The 21,864-nt window shown below is 70.9% G+C and carries 23 protein-coding genes; 13 read left to right on the forward strand and 10 right to left on the reverse strand.

The window, feature by feature from the left end; translation table 11 throughout:
• Positions 1-10: 10 nt before the first annotated feature.
• The gene (locus ACWD5F_RS36525) at positions 11-391 is read right to left on the reverse strand and encodes an anti-sigma factor antagonist (RefSeq protein WP_401710709.1); all 381 of its coding nucleotides are present in this window, start codon (positions 389-391) and stop codon (positions 11-13) included.
• Positions 392-600: 209 nt separating this feature from the next.
• Positions 601-1,038 (reverse strand): MarR family winged helix-turn-helix transcriptional regulator, encoded by a 438-nt coding sequence (locus ACWD5F_RS36530; RefSeq protein ID WP_401710707.1) that lies wholly within the window; start codon positions 1,036-1,038, stop codon positions 601-603.
• A gap of 142 nt (positions 1,039-1,180) precedes the next feature.
• Here ACWD5F_RS36530 and ACWD5F_RS36535 point away from each other — a divergent pair, with 142 nt between their 5' ends.
• Complete coding sequence (locus ACWD5F_RS36535; protein WP_451260608.1) at positions 1,181-2,635, forward strand: aldehyde dehydrogenase family protein; 1,455 nt, start codon at positions 1,181-1,183, stop codon at positions 2,633-2,635.
• 50 nt (positions 2,636-2,685) lie between these two features.
• Positions 2,686-3,792, forward strand: a complete 1,107-nt coding sequence (locus ACWD5F_RS36540) for an NAD(P)-dependent alcohol dehydrogenase (RefSeq protein ID WP_451260609.1) — start codon at positions 2,686-2,688, stop codon at positions 3,790-3,792.
• A gap of 27 nt (positions 3,793-3,819) precedes the next feature.
• Here ACWD5F_RS36540 and ACWD5F_RS36545 read toward each other — a convergent pair whose 3' ends face one another.
• Positions 3,820-4,770: an NADP-dependent oxidoreductase gene (locus ACWD5F_RS36545; protein WP_451260610.1), complete on the reverse strand. Its 951-nt coding sequence runs from the start codon at positions 4,768-4,770 to the stop codon at positions 3,820-3,822.
• A gap of 71 nt (positions 4,771-4,841) precedes the next feature.
• On the opposite strand from ACWD5F_RS36545, the gene ACWD5F_RS36550 reads away from it, so the two are divergent.
• Both ACWD5F_RS36550 and ACWD5F_RS36555 read left to right on the forward strand, forming a co-directional pair.
• Entirely contained in the window at positions 4,842-5,813 is a 972-nt protein-coding gene (locus tag ACWD5F_RS36550; protein ID WP_451260611.1) for a GlxA family transcriptional regulator, read from the forward strand.
• Positions 5,814-5,880: 67 nt separating this feature from the next.
• Positions 5,881-6,750, forward strand: a complete 870-nt coding sequence (locus tag ACWD5F_RS36555; protein ID WP_451260612.1) for a hypothetical protein — start codon at positions 5,881-5,883, stop codon at positions 6,748-6,750.
• 7 nt (positions 6,751-6,757) lie between these two features.
• On the opposite strand, the gene ACWD5F_RS36560 is transcribed toward ACWD5F_RS36555, so the two are convergent.
• A complete protein-coding gene (locus tag ACWD5F_RS36560) occupies positions 6,758-7,321 on the reverse strand; it encodes a TetR/AcrR family transcriptional regulator (RefSeq protein ID WP_451260613.1) in 564 nt (187 codons plus the stop codon).
• Positions 7,318-7,680 (reverse strand): DUF1304 domain-containing protein, encoded by a 363-nt coding sequence (locus ACWD5F_RS36565; protein ID WP_451260614.1) that lies wholly within the window; start codon positions 7,678-7,680, stop codon positions 7,318-7,320. Before ACWD5F_RS36565 ends, ACWD5F_RS36560 begins: the two co-directional genes overlap by 4 nt.
• Before the next feature lie 114 nt (positions 7,681-7,794).
• Here ACWD5F_RS36565 and ACWD5F_RS36570 point away from each other — a divergent pair, with 114 nt between their 5' ends.
• The 6 genes from ACWD5F_RS36570 (at position 7,795) to ACWD5F_RS36595 (ending at position 12,855) form a co-directional block, all read left to right on the forward strand.
• On the forward strand, positions 7,795-8,271 hold the full coding sequence (locus tag ACWD5F_RS36570) for an N-acetyltransferase family protein (protein ID WP_451260615.1): 477 nt from the start codon (positions 7,795-7,797) through the stop codon (positions 8,269-8,271).
• Between the two features lie 257 nt (positions 8,272-8,528).
• Positions 8,529-10,238, forward strand: a complete 1,710-nt coding sequence (locus ACWD5F_RS36575; RefSeq protein ID WP_451260616.1) for an ATP-binding protein — start codon at positions 8,529-8,531, stop codon at positions 10,236-10,238.
• A 5-nt stretch (positions 10,239-10,243) separates the two neighbouring features.
• Complete coding sequence (locus ACWD5F_RS36580; protein WP_030043913.1) at positions 10,244-10,654, forward strand: roadblock/LC7 domain-containing protein; 411 nt, start codon at positions 10,244-10,246, stop codon at positions 10,652-10,654.
• On the forward strand, positions 10,651-11,022 hold the full coding sequence (locus tag ACWD5F_RS36585; protein WP_401710678.1) for a DUF742 domain-containing protein: 372 nt from the start codon (positions 10,651-10,653) through the stop codon (positions 11,020-11,022). Before ACWD5F_RS36580 ends, ACWD5F_RS36585 begins: the two co-directional genes overlap by 4 nt.
• A complete protein-coding gene (locus ACWD5F_RS36590) occupies positions 11,003-11,608 on the forward strand; it encodes a GTP-binding protein (RefSeq protein WP_401710675.1) in 606 nt (201 codons plus the stop codon). Before ACWD5F_RS36585 ends, ACWD5F_RS36590 begins: the two co-directional genes overlap by 20 nt.
• A complete protein-coding gene (locus tag ACWD5F_RS36595) occupies positions 11,605-12,855 on the forward strand; it encodes a cytochrome P450 (protein ID WP_451260617.1) in 1,251 nt (416 codons plus the stop codon). The genes ACWD5F_RS36590 and ACWD5F_RS36595 overlap by 4 nt, the downstream gene beginning before the upstream one ends.
• Before the next feature lie 70 nt (positions 12,856-12,925).
• Here the strand turns inward: ACWD5F_RS36595 and ACWD5F_RS36600 are convergent, their stop codons facing one another.
• The 3 genes from ACWD5F_RS36600 to ACWD5F_RS36610 all read right to left on the reverse strand — a co-directional run bounded on the left by ACWD5F_RS36600 (position 12,926) and on the right by ACWD5F_RS36610 (position 18,158).
• Positions 12,926-14,656 (reverse strand): hypothetical protein, encoded by a 1,731-nt coding sequence (locus tag ACWD5F_RS36600; RefSeq protein WP_451260618.1) that lies wholly within the window; start codon positions 14,654-14,656, stop codon positions 12,926-12,928.
• 348 nt (positions 14,657-15,004) lie between these two features.
• Positions 15,005-16,639 carry an amidohydrolase gene (locus tag ACWD5F_RS36605; RefSeq protein ID WP_451260619.1) on the reverse strand — a complete coding sequence of 545 codons (1,635 nt, stop codon included), beginning with the start codon at positions 16,637-16,639 and terminating at the stop codon, positions 15,005-15,007.
• A gap of 10 nt (positions 16,640-16,649) precedes the next feature.
• A complete protein-coding gene (locus ACWD5F_RS36610; protein WP_451260620.1) occupies positions 16,650-18,158 on the reverse strand; it encodes an APC family permease in 1,509 nt (502 codons plus the stop codon).
• 127 nt (positions 18,159-18,285) lie between these two features.
• On the opposite strand from ACWD5F_RS36610, the gene ACWD5F_RS36615 reads away from it, so the two are divergent.
• Both ACWD5F_RS36615 and ACWD5F_RS36620 read left to right on the forward strand, forming a co-directional pair.
• Positions 18,286-19,008, forward strand: a complete 723-nt coding sequence (locus ACWD5F_RS36615) for a TetR/AcrR family transcriptional regulator (protein ID WP_401710660.1) — start codon at positions 18,286-18,288, stop codon at positions 19,006-19,008.
• A 99-nt stretch (positions 19,009-19,107) separates the two neighbouring features.
• The gene (locus tag ACWD5F_RS36620; RefSeq protein ID WP_451260621.1) at positions 19,108-19,572 is read left to right on the forward strand and encodes a pyridoxamine 5'-phosphate oxidase family protein; all 465 of its coding nucleotides are present in this window, start codon (positions 19,108-19,110) and stop codon (positions 19,570-19,572) included.
• 32 nt (positions 19,573-19,604) lie between these two features.
• On the opposite strand, the gene ACWD5F_RS36625 is transcribed toward ACWD5F_RS36620, so the two are convergent.
• Complete coding sequence (locus ACWD5F_RS36625) at positions 19,605-19,916, reverse strand: DUF4235 domain-containing protein (protein WP_401710654.1); 312 nt, start codon at positions 19,914-19,916, stop codon at positions 19,605-19,607.
• Between the two features lie 283 nt (positions 19,917-20,199).
• Between ACWD5F_RS36625 and ACWD5F_RS36630 the strand changes: the two genes are divergently transcribed.
• Positions 20,200-21,117 (forward strand): cation diffusion facilitator family transporter, encoded by a 918-nt coding sequence (locus ACWD5F_RS36630; RefSeq protein WP_451260622.1) that lies wholly within the window; start codon positions 20,200-20,202, stop codon positions 21,115-21,117.
• Between the two features lie 90 nt (positions 21,118-21,207).
• On the opposite strand, the gene ACWD5F_RS36635 is transcribed toward ACWD5F_RS36630, so the two are convergent.
• Positions 21,208-21,660, reverse strand: a complete 453-nt coding sequence (locus ACWD5F_RS36635; RefSeq protein WP_451260623.1) for a nitroreductase family deazaflavin-dependent oxidoreductase — start codon at positions 21,658-21,660, stop codon at positions 21,208-21,210.
• Positions 21,661-21,864 lie beyond the last annotated feature (204 nt).

Raw genomic sequence — 21,864 nt, forward strand, 5'->3', positions numbered from 1 at the left:
AAAAGCTTCGCTACACGGAGCCGGACGTGGCCTCGGGCTGGCCCAGGGCCGCGTCCAGCGTGGCGTGCGGCGGCAGCAGCCGGGTCAGCCCGGTGACCCGCATGACGCGCAGGGTGAGGGCGTGCGTGCAGACCAGGCGCAGCTCGCCGTCGTGATCCAGGGTCCGGGTGCGGGCCCGGTACAGCAGCCGCAGTCCGGAGCAGTCGAAGAACTCGACGCCCCTGAGGTCGATCACCAGCCGTACGTCCGGGCGTGCCGTCACCCGGTCCAGATAGGGGCCGATCTCCACGGCGGCGGCGATGTCGATCTCGCCGCGCAACTCCACCACCGTGTGTCCGCGGTCCTCGTGCACACGCAGATGGCGGGTGGGCGGCGCAGGTTCCTGCTGCACGACGACATCGCCTCCAACCTGCTCCGACTACGGCGGGGACCGCAGGCCACCGGGGTCTGGGGTGACATCGTGCAGCGAGCGTACGAGTACAGCCGTGCCCCGGGTTCCCAGAGCGAGCGCAAATCCGTTCCCCGCTCTGCAAGTTACCCTCGATCGAGTGAATTTGAGCATGTTCGATTGACATATGTCTTCGAATTGGAGCGACCAGTCTACGAGAGGGCGTGCCAGGCCTTGGAGAGTGCCTGGCGGAGCTGCTCGGTCTGGTGCGGGGTGAGGTCGCTCACCATGCGCTCCTCCAACTCCCGCACCGGCCCGGCGTGTTGCCCGAGCAGCTCGCGCCCCTCCTCGGTCAGCAGGATCAGCAGCTCCCGGCGATTGCGCGGATTGCGCTCGCGGCGGATCAGCCCGCGGCTCTCCAGGGACCGTACGAGATCGGCGATGGACTGGGCCGTGACGAAGGAGTCGCGGGCCAGCTGGGCCGCCGACAGCCCGTCGTGCCGCTCCAGGACGGTCAGCGCGGTGTACTGCAGCGCCGTGATCCCGGACGGCCTGACCAGCTCGTCGAGGCGGGAGCGCGCGGCCAGCTCCACCTGCTTGACCATGTAGAGCAGGGACGGGAGCGCCTTCGTTTCCTGGGGGACGGCCATGTGTCGAGCCTAGACCATTGACAGGAAACCTGTCTGTAATCAGACTGCGAACCAGACGTTGAACCAACAGGAATCCTGTTGGTTGAAGACTTGGCAATCTTGATGGTTCCGGCAATCCTGGCGATGAGGCTGAGGAGTGGTGATGACCGCCTTCGAGAGCGAACCCGGACGGCTGTTCGTCGGGGGACAGTGGCGTGAGGCCGCGGACGGAGCCCGCATCGAGGTGGTCGACCCGTCCCGGGGCGCGGTCGTCACCACCGTCGCGGCGGCGGGCGCCGCCGACGTGGACGCGGCCGTGCGCGCGGCACGGGAGGCCTTCGACGGAGGCGCGTGGTCCGGACTGAGCGGCCGGGAGCGGGGCCGGGTGCTGCACCGGGTCGCCGAGCTGATCCGCGAACGGGCCGACGAGATCGCCGAGTTGGAGAGCCTGGACGTCGGCAAGCCCATCACGCTGTGCCACGCCGTGGACGTCACCAACACGGCCAACGACTACGAGTACTTCGCCGCCCTCGCCCACTCCCTGGACGGCGCCGTCCGCGACACACCCATGAACGCGCTCGCGTACACCAAGCGTGAGCCGCTCGGTGTCGTCGCCGCGATCACCCCCTTCAACTTCCCGCTGATCCTTGCCGGTTCGAAGATCGGCCCGGCGCTCGCGGCCGGCAACACGGTGGTGCACAAGCCGGCCGACGAGACCCCGCTCAGCGCCCTCTACATGGCCCGGCTCTTCCAGGAGGCGGGCGTCCCGGACGGTGTGGTCAACGTGATCACCGGGACCGGCCCGGTGGCCGGCGAGGCACTCCTGCGCCACCGCGGTGTCGACAAGGTCGCCTTCACCGGCTCCACCGCCGTCGGCCGCCATGTGGCGAGCACCGCGGGCGAGGCCCTCAAGCCGGTCACCATGGAACTCGGCGGCAACGCGGCCCACCTCGTCTTCGAGGACGCCGACCTGGAGAAGGCGGTCGGCGCGGTCATCAAGGCCTTCGTCTTCAACACCGGGCAGTTCTGCATGGGCGGCCCCCGACTGTTGGTGGCCCGCTCCGTGTACAGCACCCTGCTCGGCATCCTCGCCGAGGCCGTCCCGGGCGTCCCGGTCGGTGACCCGAGGCTGCCCGAGACCGTCGTCGGACCGATGGCGGGGGAGCGGCACCTCAAGAAGGTCGAGGAGTACGTCGACCTGGCCCGCAAGGAGGGCGCCCGCATCGTCTGCGGCGGCGAGCGGCTCGACCTGGACGGCGGCTACTACTACAGGCCCACGGTGATCGCCGACCTGTCGAACGACTCCCGGGTCGTCCAGGAGGAGGTCTTCGGCCCGGTCCTGACCGTGCAGCCCTTCGACACCGAGGACGAGGCCGTCGCGCTCGCCAACTCCACGCCGTACGGCCTGGCTTCGGGCGTCCAGACCGGCAACCTCGCCCGCGCCCACCGCATCGCCGACCGGCTCCAGGCGGGCATCGTCTGGATCAACGACTGGGCGATGCTCGACCCCGCGGTCCCCTTCGGCGGCGTCAAGGACTCCGGCTTCGGCCGCGAGTACGGCCCTGAGGCGCTCGCCGCGTACACCCGCACCAAGTCCGTCGTCGTCTCGCTCGACTGAACCCGCGCGATCGCGTCTGAACACGCCTGAAGGCAAAGGGAGTTCGTACGATGTCCATCTCCACCCGCGCCGCGGTCGTCGAGTCCGGCGGAGCACCCTTCACCCTCTCCGACGTCCGACTCGACGAGCCGGGACCGAACGAGGCCGTGGTCCGCATCGTGGCGGCCGGCCTGTGCCACACCGACCTCGGCGTCGCGAGCGGCGGTCTGCCCTTCCCGCTGCCCGGCGTGCTCGGGCACGAAGGGGCCGGGGTGGTCGAAGCCGTGGGCCCGGCCGTCACCGGCGTCGCCCCTGGCGACCACGTCGTGCTGTCCTTCACCTCCTGCGGCGGCTGCCGCAACTGCCGGGGCGGGCACCCCGCCTACTGCGCGACCTGGCTGCCGCTGAACCTCATCGGCGGTCGCCGCGCCGACGGCAGCAGCACCATCAGCCGGGACGGGCAGCCCCTCGGCGGACACTTCTTCGGCCAGTCCTCGTTCGCGGAACGGGCGTTGGTCGACGAACGCAGCCTCGTCAAGGTCGACCCGGAGGTACCGCTGGAGTCGATCGCCCCGCTGGGGTGCGGAGTTCAGACGGGGGTCGGTGCCGTCTGGAACGTGCTGAAGCCCCGACTCGGCGACACGGTCGTGGTGCTCGGCGCCGGGGCGGTCGGCCTGTCGGCGGTGATGGCGGCCGCGCTCACCCCGGCCGGCAGGATCATCGCCGTCGACCGGGTCGCCGAACGGCTCGAACTGGCAGGGGAGTTGGGAGCCACCCACACCGTGGACGCCGGCGCGGCCGACCTCGCCGAGGCACTGGCGGAGATCACCGGTGGCCAGGGTGCCGACGGCCTCGTCGAGACGACCGGCAACGTCGCCGTGCTGCGCCAGGGCGTCGACGCGCTCGCGGCTCGCGGCACCCTGGTCGTCGTAGGAGCTCCGCCGTTCGGCACCGAAGTCGCCCTGGACGTCAACGGGTTGCTCGGCGGGAAGCGGGTCGTCGGACTCACCCTCGGCGACGCCGAGACACAGTCCTCCATCCCGGCCCTGGTCCGGCTGGTCAAGGAGGGACGGCTCCCGCTGCACCGCCTGATCAGTACCTATCCGTTCGCGGAGATCGACCAGGCGGTGCGGGACATGAGCGCGGGCAAGGCGATCAAGCCGGTGCTCACGTTCTGACCGGCGTCGCCTTGCGGGGCGGCCGCGTCAGTCCGTCAGCAGGACGATCTTTCCCGCTGTCCGGCCGGTGCCGCCGAGCGCGTGTGCCTCGGCGGCCTCGGCCAGCGGGAAGGTCGCGGCGATCGTGGCGCGCAGCTTGCCCGCCTCCACCAGTTCCGCGATCGCCGCCATGCCGCTGTGGGAGGCGTCGACCAGCATGCGCAGCGCCCGGACACCGAGCCGCTCGGCCTCCTCGTAGAACTCGTTCGAACCGATCGGCACGATCGAGACCAGTTGGCCGCCCGGGCGCAGGACGCGCATGGAGCGCAGGGCGGTGTCGCCGCCGAGGGTGTCCAGGACGATGTCGACGTCCTTCACCGCCTCGGTGAAGTCGGTCTCCCGGTAGTCGATCGGCTCGTCGACGCCGATCGAGCGCAGGAAGTCGTGCTTCCCCGCGCTCGCCGTGCCGATCACGTACGCGCCGCGCGCCTTGGCGATCTGCACGGCCACATGCCCGACTCCGCCGGCCGCCGCGTGGATCAGCACGCGTTGCCCCGGCTGGACGTCCGCGTACTCGACGAGTCCCTGCCACGCGGTCAGCGAGACCAGGGGCAGCGCGCCCGCCTGGGTGTGGTCGATCGAGGCCGGCTTGTGCGCGAAGGTGCGCGCCGGGGCGGTGACGTACTCGGCGTGCGAGCCGTGGCCGTAGGGGTAGGACAGCATGCCGAAGACCTCGTCGCCGGGCCGGAAGCGGGCGACGCCGACGCCGACCGCCTCGACCGTGCCCGAGACGTCCCAGCCCAGTACGAAGGGCGGCTCGCCCAGGAAGCCGCCGGTCTTGCGGTGCTTCCAGTCGGTGGGGTTGAGGCCGGCCGCGTGGACGCGGACCAGTACCTCGTTGGTGCGTGGCTGCGGGCGTTCCAGCTCCACGAGCTTGAGGACCTCGGGTCCGCCGAGGGTGTCCTGGCTGATGGCTCGCATCGTGTTCACAGTGCTCATGGTGAACCAGCCTGCCCGGGCCCGCCCGGCAGGGAAATGGCACGATGGCCAACCTTCGATAGGATCGTGCCATGCGAGAGAACGGTCGAGTGGACAGCCGGGTGGAACGGGTCGTGGTGCTGGCCCTGGACGGCGTGCACCCCTTCGAGCTGGGCATCCCCAACCGGATCTTCGACGCGGCGGGCGGCCGGTACGAGGTGCTGACCTGCTCCGTCGACGGCCGGCCCGTGCGCACCAACGCCGACTTCACCATCGGCGTCGAGCACGGTCCCGAGGCCCTGGCCACTGCCGACACGGTGGTGGTCGCGGCCGTCGCCTCCTCGCGGGTGACCGCCGACCTGTCCGACGAACTCCGTGCCGCGCTCGCGCTCATCCGGCCGGACGCGCGCATCGTCTCCATCTGCACCGGCGCCTTCGTGCTCGCCGCCGCCGGTCTGCTGGACGGCCGCAGGGCCACCACGCACTGGCAGCTCGTCGAGCCGTTCCGGCGGATGTACCCGCACGTCGACCTCGACCCGGACGTCCTCTTCGTCGCCGACGGACGGATCCTGACCTCGGCCGGTGCCGCCTCAGGCGTCGACATCTGCCTGCACATCGTGCGCGAGGACCACGGCAGCGAACTCGCCAACGCGGTCGCCCGCAGTCTCGTGGTCCCGCCGTACCGGGACGGCGGTCAGGCGCAGTACATCGAACAGCCCATGCCCGAGCCGGGCGCGGCGAGCACGGCCGCCACGCGCGCGTGGGCCCTGGTCCACCTCGACGAACCGCTCACCCTCGCCGACCTCGCCCGGCACGCCGGGATGAGCATGCGCACCTTCGCCCGCCGCTTCAACGACGAGGTCGGCGTCAGCCCCGGCCGCTGGCTCATCCAGCAGCGGGTCGCCCACGCGCGGCACCTGCTGGAGTCCAGCGACCTGTCCGTGGACCAGATCGCCGGGCAGGTCGGCTTCGCCACCGGCGCCTCGCTGCGCCAGCACCTGCACGCGGCGATCGGCGTCTCACCGCAGGCGTATCGGCGTACCTTCCAGACGACCGTGCGCTGATCGTGAACGTTCCGGGGTGCTGTCGCGTCGGAGGACCGGAGAACAGCAGGCGGAACGGGGGAAGTTGATGCGCGGAAGACTTGTGGTGACGACGGTGCTGGTGGCGTCGGCGGCCGTGGCGTGCGGCGGCGAGAAGGACCAGGACCTGGTCATCGCCGGGACGGCTCCGGCCGTGCCGTACAGCGGACCGCTCCACGTGCCCACGAAGAACCTCGACGAGGACAGCACCCGCGCCACCCGCATCGAGTCGGGCGCGGCGGGCCGGGCCCTGGAGTGCGACGGGGAGATCTACTCCGGCGGGGGCAGCGATGCGTGGAGCAAGAGCGACGGCGGGTCGACGCCCGAGGAGGGGCTGCGGGCCTTCTTCGACATGGAGCAGTCCGACTACCCGGACCACGGCTACCGCGTCGAGCGCCGGGAGGCCGGCCGCGTCCTGTACTCCTTCGACGTCGCCGGGCGGACCAAGGTCGCCGTCGTCGTGGCCAAGGACCAGAAGAACAGGCCCGGTTGGGGCCCGGACACCAGCGCCTCCTGCGATCCGACCGAACTCCCGGCGAGCTACACCGACGGGAAGTGGTACGAGATCTGGACCGACGCGCGGGGCAAGCGGGTACCGATCACCAAGGTGCACAGCTCCGTCGGCGACGAGCACTGCGGCTGGGAGACGGCGCACTTCCTGTCGGTGGGGGAGCGGGGCAAGGAGGACGAGGACGGCAGGCTCTACGCCCGCGATCCCGACGGCGTGCTCATCGAGTCCATGCTGACCTCGGCGTACGACGGGGACGTCCGGATGCCCGCCGACGCCCACGACACCGGGTACCGGCACGGCGACTGGCGGCTGTGGCTGTCGGACGCCGACCCGTCCAAGGCGTACGTGCGGACCGCCGACGGCGTGGAGGCCTGGCCGCAGGTGCGGCCCGACCAAGGCTGCAAGTGAGTCACCGTCATCTGCTCGCGTGCAGTGCGACCAGCAACTGCCAGACCTGGTCGGCGACTTGGGGCGCGTCGGCGTCCAGGAGGCCGTGCAGCCAGTCGGCCAGCACGCCGGCGAAGGTCGCGGCGACCGCGGAGGCGACCAGCGGGGCGTCCGCCGCACCCGCGCGTTCCCGCTCGCGCAGGCTGTAGGCGCGCAGATCCCGGTGCAGCACAAGGCCGAGCGGGCCGCCGCCACCTGGAGCGAGCAGCGCGCGGTACAACTCGGCGTGCGGGGTGAGCGAGTTGAAGAACTCGGCAAGGGCGGGCGGCGCGTGCGCCGGGTCGGGCCGCCCCTGCCAGGAGTGCAGCGCCTCGACCGCCTCCCGTACGACGTCCGCGCAGGCGTCGACGGCCAGCGCCTCCAGGTCGGCGTAGTGGACGTAGAAGGTGGCTCGGCCGACCCCGGCCCGGCGCACCAGGGCGGCCACGCCGACCTCGGCCAGCGGGCGCTCGGCGCACTCGGCGAGCAGGGCCTCGCGCAGCCGCTCCTTGGTCCGCGCGGCCCGTGGGTCCTCCGGCGCGGGGCGTGTCACTGCGCGATCAGGGCGGCGGCCAGGGCGATCGCGCCGGGCAGTGCCTGCGCGAACAGGATGCGGCGGTTGGCGGTGACCGTGCCGTACACACCCGCGATCACGACGCAGGACAGGAAGAAGACCTGGGCACGGAAGCCGGTCGGGTCCGCCGCGATCAGCCCCCACACCAGGCCGGCGGCGAGAAACCCGTTGTAGAGCCCCTGGTTGGCGGCCAGCGGCGCGGTCGCCTTCGCCATCTCCGGATCGAACCCGTGCAGCCCCCGGCCGGGCTTCTTCTCCCACAGGAACATCTCCAGCACCAGGATGTAGGCGTGCAGCGCGGCCACCAGACCGACGAGCACGTTCGCGAGCGTCTCCATGCGGAACTCCAATTCGTGGACAGGTTCATGGGCAAGTTCATGGACAGGTGTCCATCATAGCTGGACATCTGTCCAGGAAGTCCCACTGTCGGTGTCGGTCGCTAGCCTCGGCCCATGACTGATGGAGAGCTGATCGTTCGAAAGGCCCGAGTCGAGGACATATCGGGGCTCGTCGCCTCCAGTGCGCGCCTGTTCGCCGAGGACGGCGGCACCCGCGACCCGAGCATGAACGTCGACTGGCCGCGCGAGCACGGCGCCGCGTCCTTCGCGGCGGCCCTGGCGGACCCGACGCGGCTCGTCCTCGCGGCGGAGTGCGACGGAGAGGTCGTCGGCCACCTGATGGGGTCGGTCACCGGGCCCTCGGACAAGCGGCGGGTCACCTCCGCGACCCTGATCAGTCTGTACGTCCGCCCCGAACACCGGCGGGCGCGGGCCGGGGCCCGGCTGGCGGGGGAGTTCCTGGACTGGGCCCGGCGCGAGGGAGCCGAGCATGCCGAGGTGACCGCGTACGCGGCGAACGCCGACGCGATCCGGTTCTACGAGCGCAACGGCTTCGGCGCCATGACGCTCACTTTGCGCCAATCCCTCTGACCTCCGGCTCCGTCGGTCGAGGCCAACTCCCGGGTCGCGTAAGCGATTTGTCGATGAACGGATCGCTGGCGGACAGTGACGGAATCCTCACTTCCATCAAACGATCTAGGTTGATCTTTTGGTGTCAGAACCCGATAAGCTCCCTACCGACGCTGCGAGTTGATCCGGTCGCGTTCGGTCATCTCGCGCTGCGTATTCATGAGTGAGGTCCCCCAGCACACTCCCCCTGTTCGATCGGGTTGCTTCGAAGGATGCAGATGGAACTCGCCACTCCGCCGCCGGCGGCGCGGGCCCCTGTCGCCTGGTACAGCTGGTGGTTGATGCCGCTGGCCTTAGGAGGCGGAACGGTTGCCGCCACGTTCATGAGCTCCGAGCGAATAACGGCCGCCGTCGCCGGTGCCGCGGCCACGGCCGCGAGCGCCGTCTGCGTACGGCTGTTGATTCGCACCCGGACGCAACTGCGCCGGGTCGAGGGCTCCTTCCGTAGCTCGCAGGCCGAGCAGTCACAGCAGTGGCAGCAGCATGTCGCGGGCCTGGAGCGGAAGTTCAGCGCCGAGCGCGGCTCCCTGGAGTCGCAGCTCGCCGACCAGTCAGGTGCCTACGAGGCACAACTCACCGAGCGCACCGCCGCGTTGGCGAGCCAACTCGCCGAGCAGTCCGCCGCGTTCGAGCTCCGGCTGACCGAGCAGGCCGCGTCCTACGAGGCCCAGCTCGTCGACCAGGCCGAGGTCTGGCAGGAGCAGATCGCCGGCCAGCAGTCCGCGCTCGCCCAGCTCGGCGACGAGCAGTTGCCCGACGCGCTGGAACGACTGCGCTCCGGCGACGCCATCGACGACCTGCTGCCCGAGCCCGGGTACTACGCCAAGGTCGGCACCGACTTCCAGGCCGATCTGCGCAAGGTGCTCAGGACCGCCCTCATCGGCGTGGAGGAGGAGTTCAACCGCTCCACCTCCGCCGAGCAGGCCGTCATCAGCATCGGCAACCGCATCCACGTCCTGACCAGCAAGCTGCGCGGCCGACTGCACGAGATGCAGGGCGAGCACGGCCGGCTGCCGGCCGTCGCCCGCGGTCTGATGGAGCTCGACCAGGAGCTCGGCCCCGCCGACTCGCTCGCCGCCAGCATCGGTGTGCTCGGCGGCTCGGACCGGCCCGGACGCCAGTGGCAGGAGCCGCAGCGCCTGCTCAGCGTGATGCGCGGCGGCATCGGCCGGATCAAGGACTTCCACCGCGTCGAGGTGCGCCATCTGCCCGAACTCGGCGTGGACGGCGGTCTGGTGGACCACCTCACGCTGATCTTCGCCCACCTGCTGGACAACGCGGCCCGCTACTCGCCGCCCACCGAACCGGTGGTCGTCTCCGGCAAGGAGGTCCCCAACGGCGTCGGCATCGAGATCCAGGACTCCGGCAAGGGCCTGAGCGAGGAGAAGAAGCGCGAGGCCGAGGACGCCCTGGCGGGCACCGGGGTCGGCGCGGGTCTCGGCGGTATCTCGGAGGACGCCAACATCGGTCTGCGCGTCGTCGGCGCCCTCGCCCGCCGCTACGGCATCCGTGTCACCTTCGCGGACTCGCCGTGGCTCGGCACCTCGGTGGTTCTCGTGGTCCCGCACAAGTACTTCAGCCCGCTGCCCGCTGCCTCCCCGGCCCAGCCGGTCCAGGCCGCGCAGACCGTCACGGCCGTCCCGGGCCGCTCGGCGGCGACGGCCGAAGTGCCGGAGGCGGAGGCCGAGTTCGGCGAGGCCACGGACACCACACCCGGAGGACTGCCCCGGCGCCGCAGCAAGCGGAACGAGGAGCCACAGCCGAGGGCGGTGGAGCGGACCGAGGAGTCGGCCGCCTTCGCCGTCCCGCCGGACGAGTCCTTCGCCGGCCTGGCCGCCTTCGCGACCGCAGGCAGGGAGATCACCGAGGAGGACGCGGCGCCGGCCGACCGTGAGTCCACCGAGCACCGCACTGAAGAGAGCGACTAGTCCACATGACGCAACAGGGAACCGACGTGAGCTGGGCGCTCCGCGATCTGGTGGAGTCCATCCCGGAGATCCGTTTCGCCCTCGTGGCCTCCAGTGACGGCAAGGCCATCACCAGCTTCGGTGCCGAAGACCCCGACGACGTCGACCGGTTCGCGGCCGTCGTGGCCGGACTGCAGGCCCTCGCCCAGCCCGTCGCCGAGCAGTTCCCCAAGTACGCGGGGCAGCTGCGGCTGGCGATGATCGAGGTCGACGGCGGCCACCTCTTCGTCGTCCGCGCCGGTGTGGAGACGTATCTCGGCGTGCTGGCACGGGAGGGCCTCGACCAGGGTCTGCTCGGTCACCAGATGAGGGATCTGGCCCGCAGGATGGGTGAGCTCCTCGGCACCACTCCGCGCCTGGAGGAGCACTCTGGATGAGTGCTCCCCGACCGCCCACGGACCCGTCCGGTCTCGAGCGCTACTACGTCCTCACCGGAGGACGTAGCGGACCGGGCGGTTCGGCGTCGAGTCTCGACGTGGCGACCCTCATCGTCTCCCTGACCGCCCCCGTACCGGGCATGCAGCACGAGCACGAGGAGATCATCCGGCGCTGCCGCGATCCGCTGTCGGTGGCCGAACTCGGCGCCCACCTCGGACTGCCCTTCAACATTCTCGCGGTGCTGCTGGCCGATCTGCTCGAGGCAGGCCGCGTCGACGCCCGTGATCCGATCCCGGCGCACGACGCCGGTCGCGGGCCCGACCTCGCGCTCCTTGAGGAGGTACTCAGTGGACTTCAAAGGCTTTGACCATCCCGGCCGGCCGGCCGCCGGCGGCACCCGTTCGGTGAAGGTGATGATCGCCGGCGGCTTCGGCACCGGAAAGACCACCATGGTCCGCTCCGTCAGCGACATCAAACCGCTGACCACCGAGGAGACGCTCACCCAGGCGAGCGCCGACGTCGACCACCTCATCGGCGTCGCCGACAAGACGGAGACCACCGTCAGCCTGGACTTCGGCAAGATCAGCCTCAACGAGAGCCTGATGCTGTACCTGTTCGGCACCCCCGGGCAGGAACGGTTCTGGTTCCTGTGGAACGGACTGTTCAAGGGCGCGCTCGGCGCGGTCGTCCTGGTGGACACCCGCCGGCTCGCCTCCAGCTTCCGGGCGATCGAGGAGATGGAGCGGCAGAACGTGCCCTTCGTCATCGCGCTCAACGTCTTCCCCGACTCCAAGAACCACCCGGTCGACGAGATACGGGACGCGCTCGACATCTCCCCGTACACCCCGGTCGTGGAGTGCGACGCCCGGGACCGCGCCTCCAGCCGCGATGTGCTCGTCGCCCTGATCCAGCACATCAAGGACCGCTCGGCCGCCGCCCTGGAGGCCCGATGAACGACCAGCCCTTAAACGGTCCCGACGCCCCCCGGGGCTGCCCCGTCGCGCACGGTTCGGGCGACGTCGCCCGGCTGTTCGGGCCGGAGGCGTCGACCGACCCGGCCGGTATCTACGAGCGGCTGCGCAAGGAGCACGGCTCCGTCGCGCCGGTGCTCCTCGAGGGCGACGTCCCGGCCTGGCTGGTGCTCGGCTACCGGGACAACCGGCGGGTGCTGGACAATCCGCGCCAGTTCAGCCGGGACGCGCGGATCTGGCGGGACTGGCGGGAGGGGCGTGTCTCCGAGACGTCACCGTTGATCCCGATGGTCGGCTGGCGGCCCGACTGCGTCTCCCAGGACGGCGAACCGCACCGCAGGTTGCGCGGCGCGGTCACCGACGGACTGCTCGCGGCGTCCAGCCGGGGCGTGCGGCGGCACACGTCGTACTTCGCGAACAAGCTGATCGACGCGTTCGCCGACGCGGGGCGCGCCGACCTGGTGGCCGAGTACTCCGAGCAGCTGCCGATGCTCGTGCTCACCCGGATCCTGGGCCTTCCCGCGGCGGACGGGCTACGCCTGGTCGAGTCGTGCGCCGAGGTCTTCAAGGGCGGCGAGGGTGCTCTTGAGCACAACGGCCGGATCATGCAGATCCTCTCGGAACTCACCGACCGCAAGCGGGCCGAGCCCGGCTCCGACTTCGCCACGGCCCTGCTGCAACACCCGGCCGAGCTCGACCACGACGAGGTCGTCAGCCATCTGCGCCTGGTACTGATCGCCGCGCACACCACCACCAGCAACCTGCTCGCGCGGGTCCTCCAGCTGATCCTCACCGACTCCGCCCGGCTGTCCGGTCTGGTCAGCGGCCAGCTGAACATCTCCTCGGTGGTGGAGGAGGTCATGTGGGACACCCCGCCGTTGTCCGTGCTGCCGGGCCGGTTCGCGGCCGCCGACCTGGAGCTCGGAGGCCATCACATCCAGGAGGGTGAACTGCTCGTCCTGGGCCTGGCCGCCGGCAATCTCGACCCGGAGGTACGGCCCGACTCGGCCGTCGCTCTGCAGGGCAACCAGGCGCATCTGGCGTTCAGTTCGGGACCGCACGAGTGCCCGGGACAGAACATCGGCCAGTCCATCATCGAGATCGGTGTGGACGTCCTGCTGCACCGGCTGCCGGGCCTCCGCCTGGCCGTGCCGTCGGAGGAGCTCTCCTCGACCGCCTCCACCTGGGACTCCAAGCTCGACAGCCTGCCGGTCGAGTTCTCCGTCTGACACCACCGCTGCCCGGCCGGTTTCCGGCCGGGCAGTGCTGTCCTCGCAGACCTGGGACAGGGCCGAGGCGTCAGCCGTCGAGCCAGTCGCCCGCGACGCCGGTGGGCCGGTATCCCGTGGCGTTCCAGAGGAAGTGCGGGTGGGCGGCGCCGAACATGTAGGCGAGCAGAGCGGTGTCCTCCCGGCCCGTCCGGGGATCGTGCAGGGCGTGGAACTTCTCGGATCCGATCACGCCGGCGTCCTGCTGGATCTGACGAGCGCGGTCCGTCGACGGTTCGGCGCTCGATGCCTCCACGGCGGCGATGTAGGTGCGGCGCAGGATCTCCCATGCGTTGTCGGTATCGCCCTGCCAGGGGCCGTGCAGCGCTTCGAAGGCATGGAGCTCGGCGTCGAACAGGGGCCATGCCTCGGGGTGTTGGGCCTGGCAGCGTGCGGACAGTTCGGCGGCCCGGGCGCTCAGCGCCGGTACGGTGCGCCGCGGTGCGATGGTGAGGGCGGCGCCGTGGGTGAGGATGCCGGAGCACGGGTCGGGCTGCAGGTCGCAGAGCGGGCACTCCTCGGCCGGGGGGAGGCCCGCGGTGATGCCGTCGAACCACAGGGCGTGGCGGCCCGTGAGCCCCATCCAGACGATGGTGGTGGTCATCAGCCAGGTGTTCCACATCGAGTCGTGCGCCTCGGGCATGCAGCCGTACTTGACGATGGCTATGGCGCAGGCGGCGTAGAGCGCCTTGGTGTGGGTGGGCATCCCGGCGAGCCAGAAGTTGCTGATCTCCCCGGTGAGGGCGTCGGCCCGTACGTCGGCCATGTCGTCGATGACACGGCACAGCAGCAGCGAGGCGAGGTTCTCCTCCTGCCAGAGTTCGGTGTCGGGGGCGACGTGCCAGAACAGGCAGTCCAGTATCTGCAGGATCGAGTAGGTGCTCTGACCGAGCGGGTTGCTCTGGGGGAGCGTGACGCTGCCCGCCTCGTGCTGGCGGAGCCAGTACTCGTCGACGGATCGCTTGTGGGCCGCGAAGAGTCCGGAGACCAGGGCCCGTGCGCTGTTGGTGCTGAAGTTCTCGGCCAGGCGGCCTTCGACGTGTTCGGTGAGGCGTGTCGTGTCGATGGTCTCGATCACGCGTTTGTATTCGTGGAAGACGAGGATGTCGTCCTCGAAACGGTGGCGGTGGCCGAGGTCCCGTTCGAGGTCGTTCATCTGCCGGGTCCAGGACCAGCCGCCGGTCAGGACGCTGTCGAGTTCCCGGCGGTGCGGCCAGGTCTTGACGGTGAGGGGACGGCCGGCGCTCTGCCGCCAGCGGTAGTCGTCCAGCGTGCGCGCGGGGGGCGTGGGCAGCCGACGGCACAGAGCGCAGGCGCAGTCGGTGGCCCGGTCCTCCTCGCGCGGCGGGGCGAGTGCCCGGCTCCGCCAGGCCCCTTCCAGCATCGCGCAGGTCAGCCGGCAGACCTCGGCATCGATGCTGACCTCGGGGAAGGCCGCTTCGATCATGCGCAGACTGGTGTCGAGGTGCCTCAGCCTGGCGTAGCCCTCCTCATCGGGCGGGAGGAACGCGGTCTGCGCCAGATGGAGGGCTCCCTCGACGTGCAGCGTGGTGCCGGAGGGGGAGGAGCCGAGCGCGTCCAGCCGCTGCTGAGCGGCGCTCTGGCACCTCAGGTACTCCTCCGTGCTTCCGTTGATGCGGTCCAACAGGAGGCGGGCCAGGGCGTTCCCCGCCTCCGTGGGCTGGAGTTGGGCGCTCGACCGCGCCGGGAGCGAGTTGTCGGCGGACGACTTCGGACCAGCACCTACGACGCGAAATTTCACACAGGTCTCCATCAGGTTGTGGCCATGACAACGGAATCGACCGGCCGTGGCGGTCGACCTGTCGTGTTCGGGGGGCTTCCGGCCTACGGCCGGAGGAATGGCGGATTCACCCTGGGTGCCGTCGTCCTGCCGTGAACGGCTCGTCCTTGTCCAAGCACTCCTGAGGCATGCGATTCCTTCTGGGAGACGGCGCTACAGAGCTCCCCCGCTCTGCGAGCGGACGCCCGGCATGGCCACCCGCACACTCGAACTCAGCTTCTATGGCCGAAAGTTGAACCTAGAAGCGGTACGAGACTGCCCAAAACCTAAACGATCAACACGTGACCTGTCCGTGATCTGGGTTACTGCCTACACCTCCTGAGCTGCGTATACTCGCGCGCCCCCCACGTATGTCCCCGCGACCCGCGTCTCCGCGATCGCCTCGGTCGGTCCGTCGAACGGATCGCGGTCGAGCACCACGAGATCCGCGAGCGCTCCCACCCGCACCTGTCCGGTGTCGTCGAGGTGGTTCGCATACGCCGAGCCCGCCGTGTACGCCGTCAACGCCTCGGCGAGTCCTATGCGTTCGGCCGGCAGGAACACCGGCGTGTCGCCGCCGTCGGGCGCCACACGGTTGACCGCCACATGAACTCCCTGGAGCGGATCGGGGCTGCTCACGGGCCAGTCGCTGCCCGCCGCGAGCCGGGCGCCGGAGCGCAGCAGCGCCCCGAACGGGTACTGCCATGCGGCCCGTTGGGACCCGAGGAAGGGGATGGTCAACTCGTCCATCTGCGGCTCGTGGGCCGCCCAGAGCGGCTGGATGTTCGCGACGGCGCCGAGCCGGGCGAAACGCGGCACGTCGTCGGGGTGGACCACCTGAAGATGTGCCAGGTGGGGTCGCGTGTCGCTCGGTCCGTTCGCGGCCCGCGCCGCCTCGACCGCGTCCAGCGCGTCGCGCACGGCACGGTCGCCGAGGGCATGGAAGTGGCACTGGAAGCCGAGGGCGTCCAACCTGCTTACGTACTGCGGGAGTTGAGTCGGGTCGATGAAGCTGGTTCCCCGGTTGCCGGTCACGCATCCGCACCGGTCCAGGTACGGATCAAGGAGCGCGGCCGTGCCGGTCTCGGCGACCCCGTCCAGCATCAGCTTGACGCTGGACGCGCGGAACCGCCCGTGGCTCAACTCCGCCCGCTTCTCGACGAGTTCGGGGATCTGCTCGGCTCCGCGCTCCCGGTCCCACCACAGCGCCCCGACGACCCGCGCGGTCAGCGAGCCGTCCCGGGCCGCCGCCAGATACGCGCCGGACGGGTCGTCCATGCCGAGGAACTCCCCGACGAGCGCGTCCTGCCAGGCCGTGATGCCGAGCGCGTGCAGATGGCGCTGCGCGTGCAGCAGGGCGGCCAGCCGGTCGGCGGCGTCGGCGGGCGGGGTGAGCCGGCCGACGAGCTGCATGGCACCTTCCTGCAGTGTGCCGACCGGCTCGCCCGAACCGTCCCGCTCGATGCGCCCGTCCGCCGGGTCCGCCGTCTCGCGGGTGATGCCCGCCCGTTCCAGGGCGCGGCTGTTGACCCAGGCGCCGTGATGGTCGCGGTTGGGCAGATAGACGGGGCGGTCCGGCACCACCGCGTCCAGCAGTTCCTTCGTCGGCACCCCGCCCTCGAAGGCCTCCATCGACCAGCCGCCGCCGGTGATCCACTCCTGCTCCGGATGGGCGTCGGCGTACGCGCGCACGGCGGCCACGGTCTCGGCTGCCGTCCGCGGCCCGGTCAGGTCGCAGCGGGTGAGTTCGAGGCCGGCCGGCAGCGGGTGGACGTGCGCGTCCTGGAAGCCCGGCAGCAGCAACCGCCCGGCCAGATCGACGACTTCGGTGCGCGGCCCGACGAGATCCAGGACCTCGTCGCGCCCCACGGCGACGATGCGCTCGCCGGAGACGGCCACGGCGGTCGCGGTGCGGCCCTCGGGGGTGAGGACGGGGCCGCCGGTGAAGAGAAGGTCTGCGTGCATGGTCCGTTTCCTAGTGGGGTGTCGGGAGCAGGTGCGGGGCGTCGGCGTCGGTGCCCTCGCCCGTGCGGAAGTACGGTGACCTGCGCACCCACTTGGACCACGCGGCGGCCACGAAGCCCGACGCGATCATCACCAGCGGGGTGAGCAGCAGGAACCAGCCGTTGTCCGCGCTGAGTTCGAGATGGTCGGCGGAGGTGTAGAAGGACCAGCCGAGATAACCGCCCAGACCGAGGAGGGCGGCGGCGCTCAACGCCGGCAGCACCACGGCGCGTATGCCTTCCTTGAGGTCCTCGCGCAGCAGCGAGCGGAAGCGCACCGCGGCCGCCAGCGCGGTGAGCGCGTACGACAGGGCGACCACGATCCCCACCGCGCTCACCGTCGCCATGATCAGGTCCGCCAGCCGCGGGATCACCAGCGCGAGGGCCGCGACGGCCGCCGCCAGCGCGCCGATCAGCAGGGTGCCGGCGGCCGGAGTCCCGTACCGCGGGCTGACCTTGGACCACACCGGCCCGAGCGTACGGTCCCGGCTCATCGCGAACATCGCCCGGGCCGTCGGGATCACCCCGGCCTGAAGCGAGGCGACCGCCGAGAACATCAGCGCCACGAGCGGCAGCGCGGCCAGCGGCTGGTCGGCCAGCCGATCGCCGAAGAACGCCAGGCCCTCGGCGCCGTGTCCGACCAACTCCGGCTCGGACAGCACCCGTTGGAAGGCGACCGAGCCGATCAGGAACAGCGCCAGCATGGTGAACAGGGTGATGAAACCGGCCCGGGAGGCGTCCCGCGGTTCGCGCACCTCTTCGTTGACGCTGAACGCGGCCTCGAAACCCCAGTAGCAGAACACCGACAGGAGGAGCCCCTGGGCCAGGGCCGCGGCCGAGGGGACGGCGAACGGATCGAACCAGCTCAGGCTGAAGGCGTGCGGGCCGGTGACGATGCCGTATCCGCAGAACCCCAGCAGGACGACGTACTCGAAGATCAGCAGCCCGGTCTGCAGGCGGGCGGCGGTGCGGATGCCGGTGACCGCGGTGAGCGTGACCGCGAGCAGGACCACGACGCCGATCGCGGTCGTCTGCGCCGTCGAGCCCGCGTCCAGATCGAGCGGGCCCACCCGGTGCACGCCGGCGTCACCGGCCAGCTGGATCAGCGCCGAGCCGGTGACCGCGGTCGTGTACGCGAGGAACGCCACCGTGGCCACGATGTTCACCCAGCCGACCATGAAACCGAGCCATGGACTGAGCGAACGACCCACCCAGACATAGCCGTTGCCGGCGTTCGGCTCGACCTGGTTGAGCCGCGAGAAGGCACCCGCGATACCCACGATCGGCAGGAACGCCAGCAGCATGATCGCCGGCAGATGCAGTCCGACCACGCCGGCCGTGACGCCCAGGCCGATGCCGATGGTGGTGGTCGCGGCCGTGCTGGAGGCGGCGACGGCGACGCCGTCCAGGAGGCCGAGCGACCTGCGCAGCTCGGAGTCCGGCCGCGTGGGTGGGTCGGCTCCGTAGGGTTTCTCGATCATGGGCGGGTCTCCGCTCGCACCTGGGGGACCTGACAGGCCCCGGTGACCGCACATGAAACTGCGCGGGCACTTAACAGGTCAACGGTGTTGTCATAAGGTGCGGACACCGGCCCCAGGGAGGCAGTCCATGAGCGAGCGTGTCGTGCCGGCCGCCGACCGGCGGCGCAGGCGTCCCACCAAGGCGGGTGTCGTCCTGTCCGAGGAGCTGATCGTCGAGACGGCGCTGCGGCTGATCGAGGAGCACGGCGCCGACGCCCTGTCCGTGCGCCGCCTCGGCCGCGCCCTAGGCGCCGACCCCAGCTCGCTGTACCGCTACTTCCGGCACACCGACGACCTGCTGCTCGCCGTCGCCGACGAACTCATCGGCCGCACCCTGCGCACCTGGCGCCCCACCGGCGACTGGCGCGCCGACCTGCGCGACCTCGGCCTGCGGATGCACGCCGGCGCCCTCGCCCAGCCCAGGGCCGCCGTGCTCAGCTCGTACCGGGTGACCGGGCGGGTGCACGAGATCCAGGCCGTGGAGGCGATCCTCGGTGTGGTGCGCGGCGCGGGCTTCCCCGACGCCGAGGCCGTGCGGATCTACCACGCCTTCGTCGACCAGTGCCTCGCCTTCGGGGCCCTCGACTCGGCGAGCCTCGCGATGCCGAAGGCGGCCCGCGAGGCCGAAGTCTCCGTATGGCGGGCGACGTACGCCAGACTGCCCGCCGCCACCCACCCGCACATCGCCGCCACCGCCCGCCACCTGGTCGCCGACATGCCGCGCAGTTCGTACCCGGCCGCCCTGGACCTGCTGCTCAGCGCGGCGGCGGCACGGCTCGCGGAGATCCGGGCGGCGGGGGAGGTCGGCTGACGGTCACATCGGCGGACGCGCGAGCGTCACAGCCCTGACAGTGCACGGACCGACGGTGATCAGGCCATCTGTCCGGCGACCGGAGGAGGACGTACGACAATGAATCAGCCACCCGCGCGCGATCCCGAACAGCGCAAGCAGGACACGCTCCGACGACTCGAACACGACGAGGACGTCTGGGTCGCCACCGCGGCGCCCGACGGCGGCGCGCCGTATCTCGTCCCGCTCTCCTTCCGCTGGGACGGCTCGACGCTGCTCCTCGCCACCCCGGCCGCCAGTCCCACCGGCCGCAACCTCGCGGCGACCGGCGTCACGCGCCTGGGCATCGGCCCGACCCGGGACGTGGTCATGATCGAGGGCACGGTCGAGACGGTGACTCCGGCGGATCTCTCGGAGCAGGAGGGTGACCTGTTCGCGGCGAAGACCGGCTTCGACCCGCGCCGACTCGCCACCTCCTACCTGTACTTCAGGGTGTTCCCGCAGCGCGTGCAGGCCTGGCGGGAGGCGGACGAGCTGGACGGGCGCGAGCTGATGCGGGACGGGAAGTGGCTCGTGGCCGGCTGATCCCGTATCCGGCGGGCCGTTCCCGCGGTCGGTCAGTCCCTGCCGCCCTTGCCGTCGCCGGGCCATACGCCGGTCCGGCGCTGGACGGCCGTCGCGCCCGCGCGGTCCGCCGCGCTGCGGGCCACGGCGAACAGGGCGCCCTGGATCGCGGCGGCCACCAGGACCTCCGTCCAGCCACGGTCCCGGTCCAGCGCGTCGGGCGCGTCGTCCTCGTGCCGGATCGCCTTCCACGTCTTCTGGAAGGCGAGGCCGGCGAGTGTCCCGCTCGCCCAGCCCAGGGCGAAGCCGAGTGGCTTGTAGCCGAGGGGGAGTTTCAGCTTCTTCCGCTTCTTCGTCTTGGCCACGTGTCTCTCCTTCGATGCGGTCGAGGCCGACAGTCTCACCGGAGCCGAGTGTCCGGTAGAGCCGCAGGCATGCCCCTCACCCCGGATTCCGGAGCCCACGCCGTGTGAGCGGCGCGCTCAGGGGCAGTCGGCGAGGGTGACTGGGACAGCATCTGCACAGGAATCCGACAAAACGCCCGACAAGACATCCGGCAGGACACTCGACAGGGCACCCGAGGAAACCTCGGACGAAGCCCCTGAGGAAACACCCGCGGAGGACGCCGACAGCAGGACCCGCGTCACCGTGCTGGTGGCGCTCGCCGCCAACCTGGTGATCGCCGTGGCCAAGGCGGTCGGCGGACTCTTCGCCGGCTCGCCGGCCCTGCTGTCGGAGGCCGCGCACTCCGTGGCCGACAGCCTGAACGAGGTCTTCCTGCTGGCCGCGCTGCGCCGCAGCCGCCGCCCCGCCGACCGGCGCCACCCCTTCGGCTACGGCAAGGAACGCTTCTTCTGGTCGCTCCTCGCCGCCGTCGGGATCTTCGTGATGGGCGGCTGCTTCTCCTTCTTCCAGGGCTTCGAGGCCCTCCGGAGCGGCGCCGAGGAGAAGCACAGCGGGTATGTGCTGGGCCTGATCGTCCTGGGCGTCGCCTTCGTCGCCGAGGGCGTCTCGCTCGTGCGGGCCCTGCACCAGGCGCACGCGCAGGGCGGACGGAGCGGACTGCGCGACCCGGCACTGCGCACGGTCATCGCCGAGGACGGCACGGCGGTGCTCGGTGTGACGCTGGCCGCCGTCGGGATGGCGCTGCACATGGTCACCGGACAGGTGGTGTGGGAGGCGTCGGCCTCGCTGGCGATCGGCGTGCTGCTCGTCTTCGTCGCCTACCGCCTGGGCAGCGACGCCCGTGACCAGCTGATCGGCGAGGCGGCCGACCCCGAGGCGGCGGACCGGATCCGGGAACTGCTGGAGGAACAGCCCGAGATCGACAGCGTGGAGGCGCTGTTCACGATGAAGACGGGCCTCGACTCCGCCCTGGTGGCGGCCCGGGTGGATCTGGTGGGCGGCCTGGACAGCGAGGTGGTCGAGGAGGTCTCCGTGCGGATCAAGCAGACCATCTCGGATGCCGTGTCCGAGGCGGACCAGATCTTCCTGGACATCACCGACCGGCAGGCCCACGAGGCAGCGGAGAGCCCCGCCGCGACGGGGGAACGCGGCGGGGCCTGACGCACGCGTGCCCGGGGACACCGGGGTCATGCACCCCTGACCCAAGATTTTTTTCGAACCCAGGTCAGGGGGTGTGCGTCGGTACGCGGATCACGCGTTCCCGGCGTCCGGCTCGAGCACGAAGACGGGAATCTGGCGGTCCGTCTTCTTCTGGTAGTCGGCGTAGGGCGGATAGGCCGCGACGGCCCGCTCCCACCACTCGGCCTTCTCCGCGCCGGTGACCTCACGGGCGACCATGTCCACCGGCTCCGGCCCGTCCTGGAGCTCCACGTGGGGCTCGCCCTTGATGTTGTGGTACCAGACCGGGTGCTTGGGCGCCCCGCCCTGGGAGGCGACCACGGCGTACACACCGTCGTGCTCGACGCGCATCAGCGGCGTCTTGCGGATCTTGCCGCTCTTGGCGCCGAGGGTCGTCAGCACGATCACCGGCAGTCCGGTGTCCCGCAGGGTGTTCCCCTTGGCGCCGCCGGAGCTCTCGAACAGTTCCACCTGGTCACGCACCCACTGCGCCGGGCTGGGTTCGTACTCGCCCTCAAGAGGCATGGCTTCCGTCCCATCGTCGTCTCTACGGTTTCCTGCCGCTCCGCTGCAACAGCGTCGCGTGCGGTATTCATCCCTACCGCACGCCCCCTGCCCCGCACCCCATCGGAGGCACCCGTACGGCCGATACCGTGACCGGTTTTCGATTCCTGAGCGATCATCCCCGGCCAGAAAGCCGCCGCCGTCCATCTGGCCGAACTTGTCGTC

It is taken from the genome of Streptomyces sp. NPDC002499, from assembly GCF_053595415.1.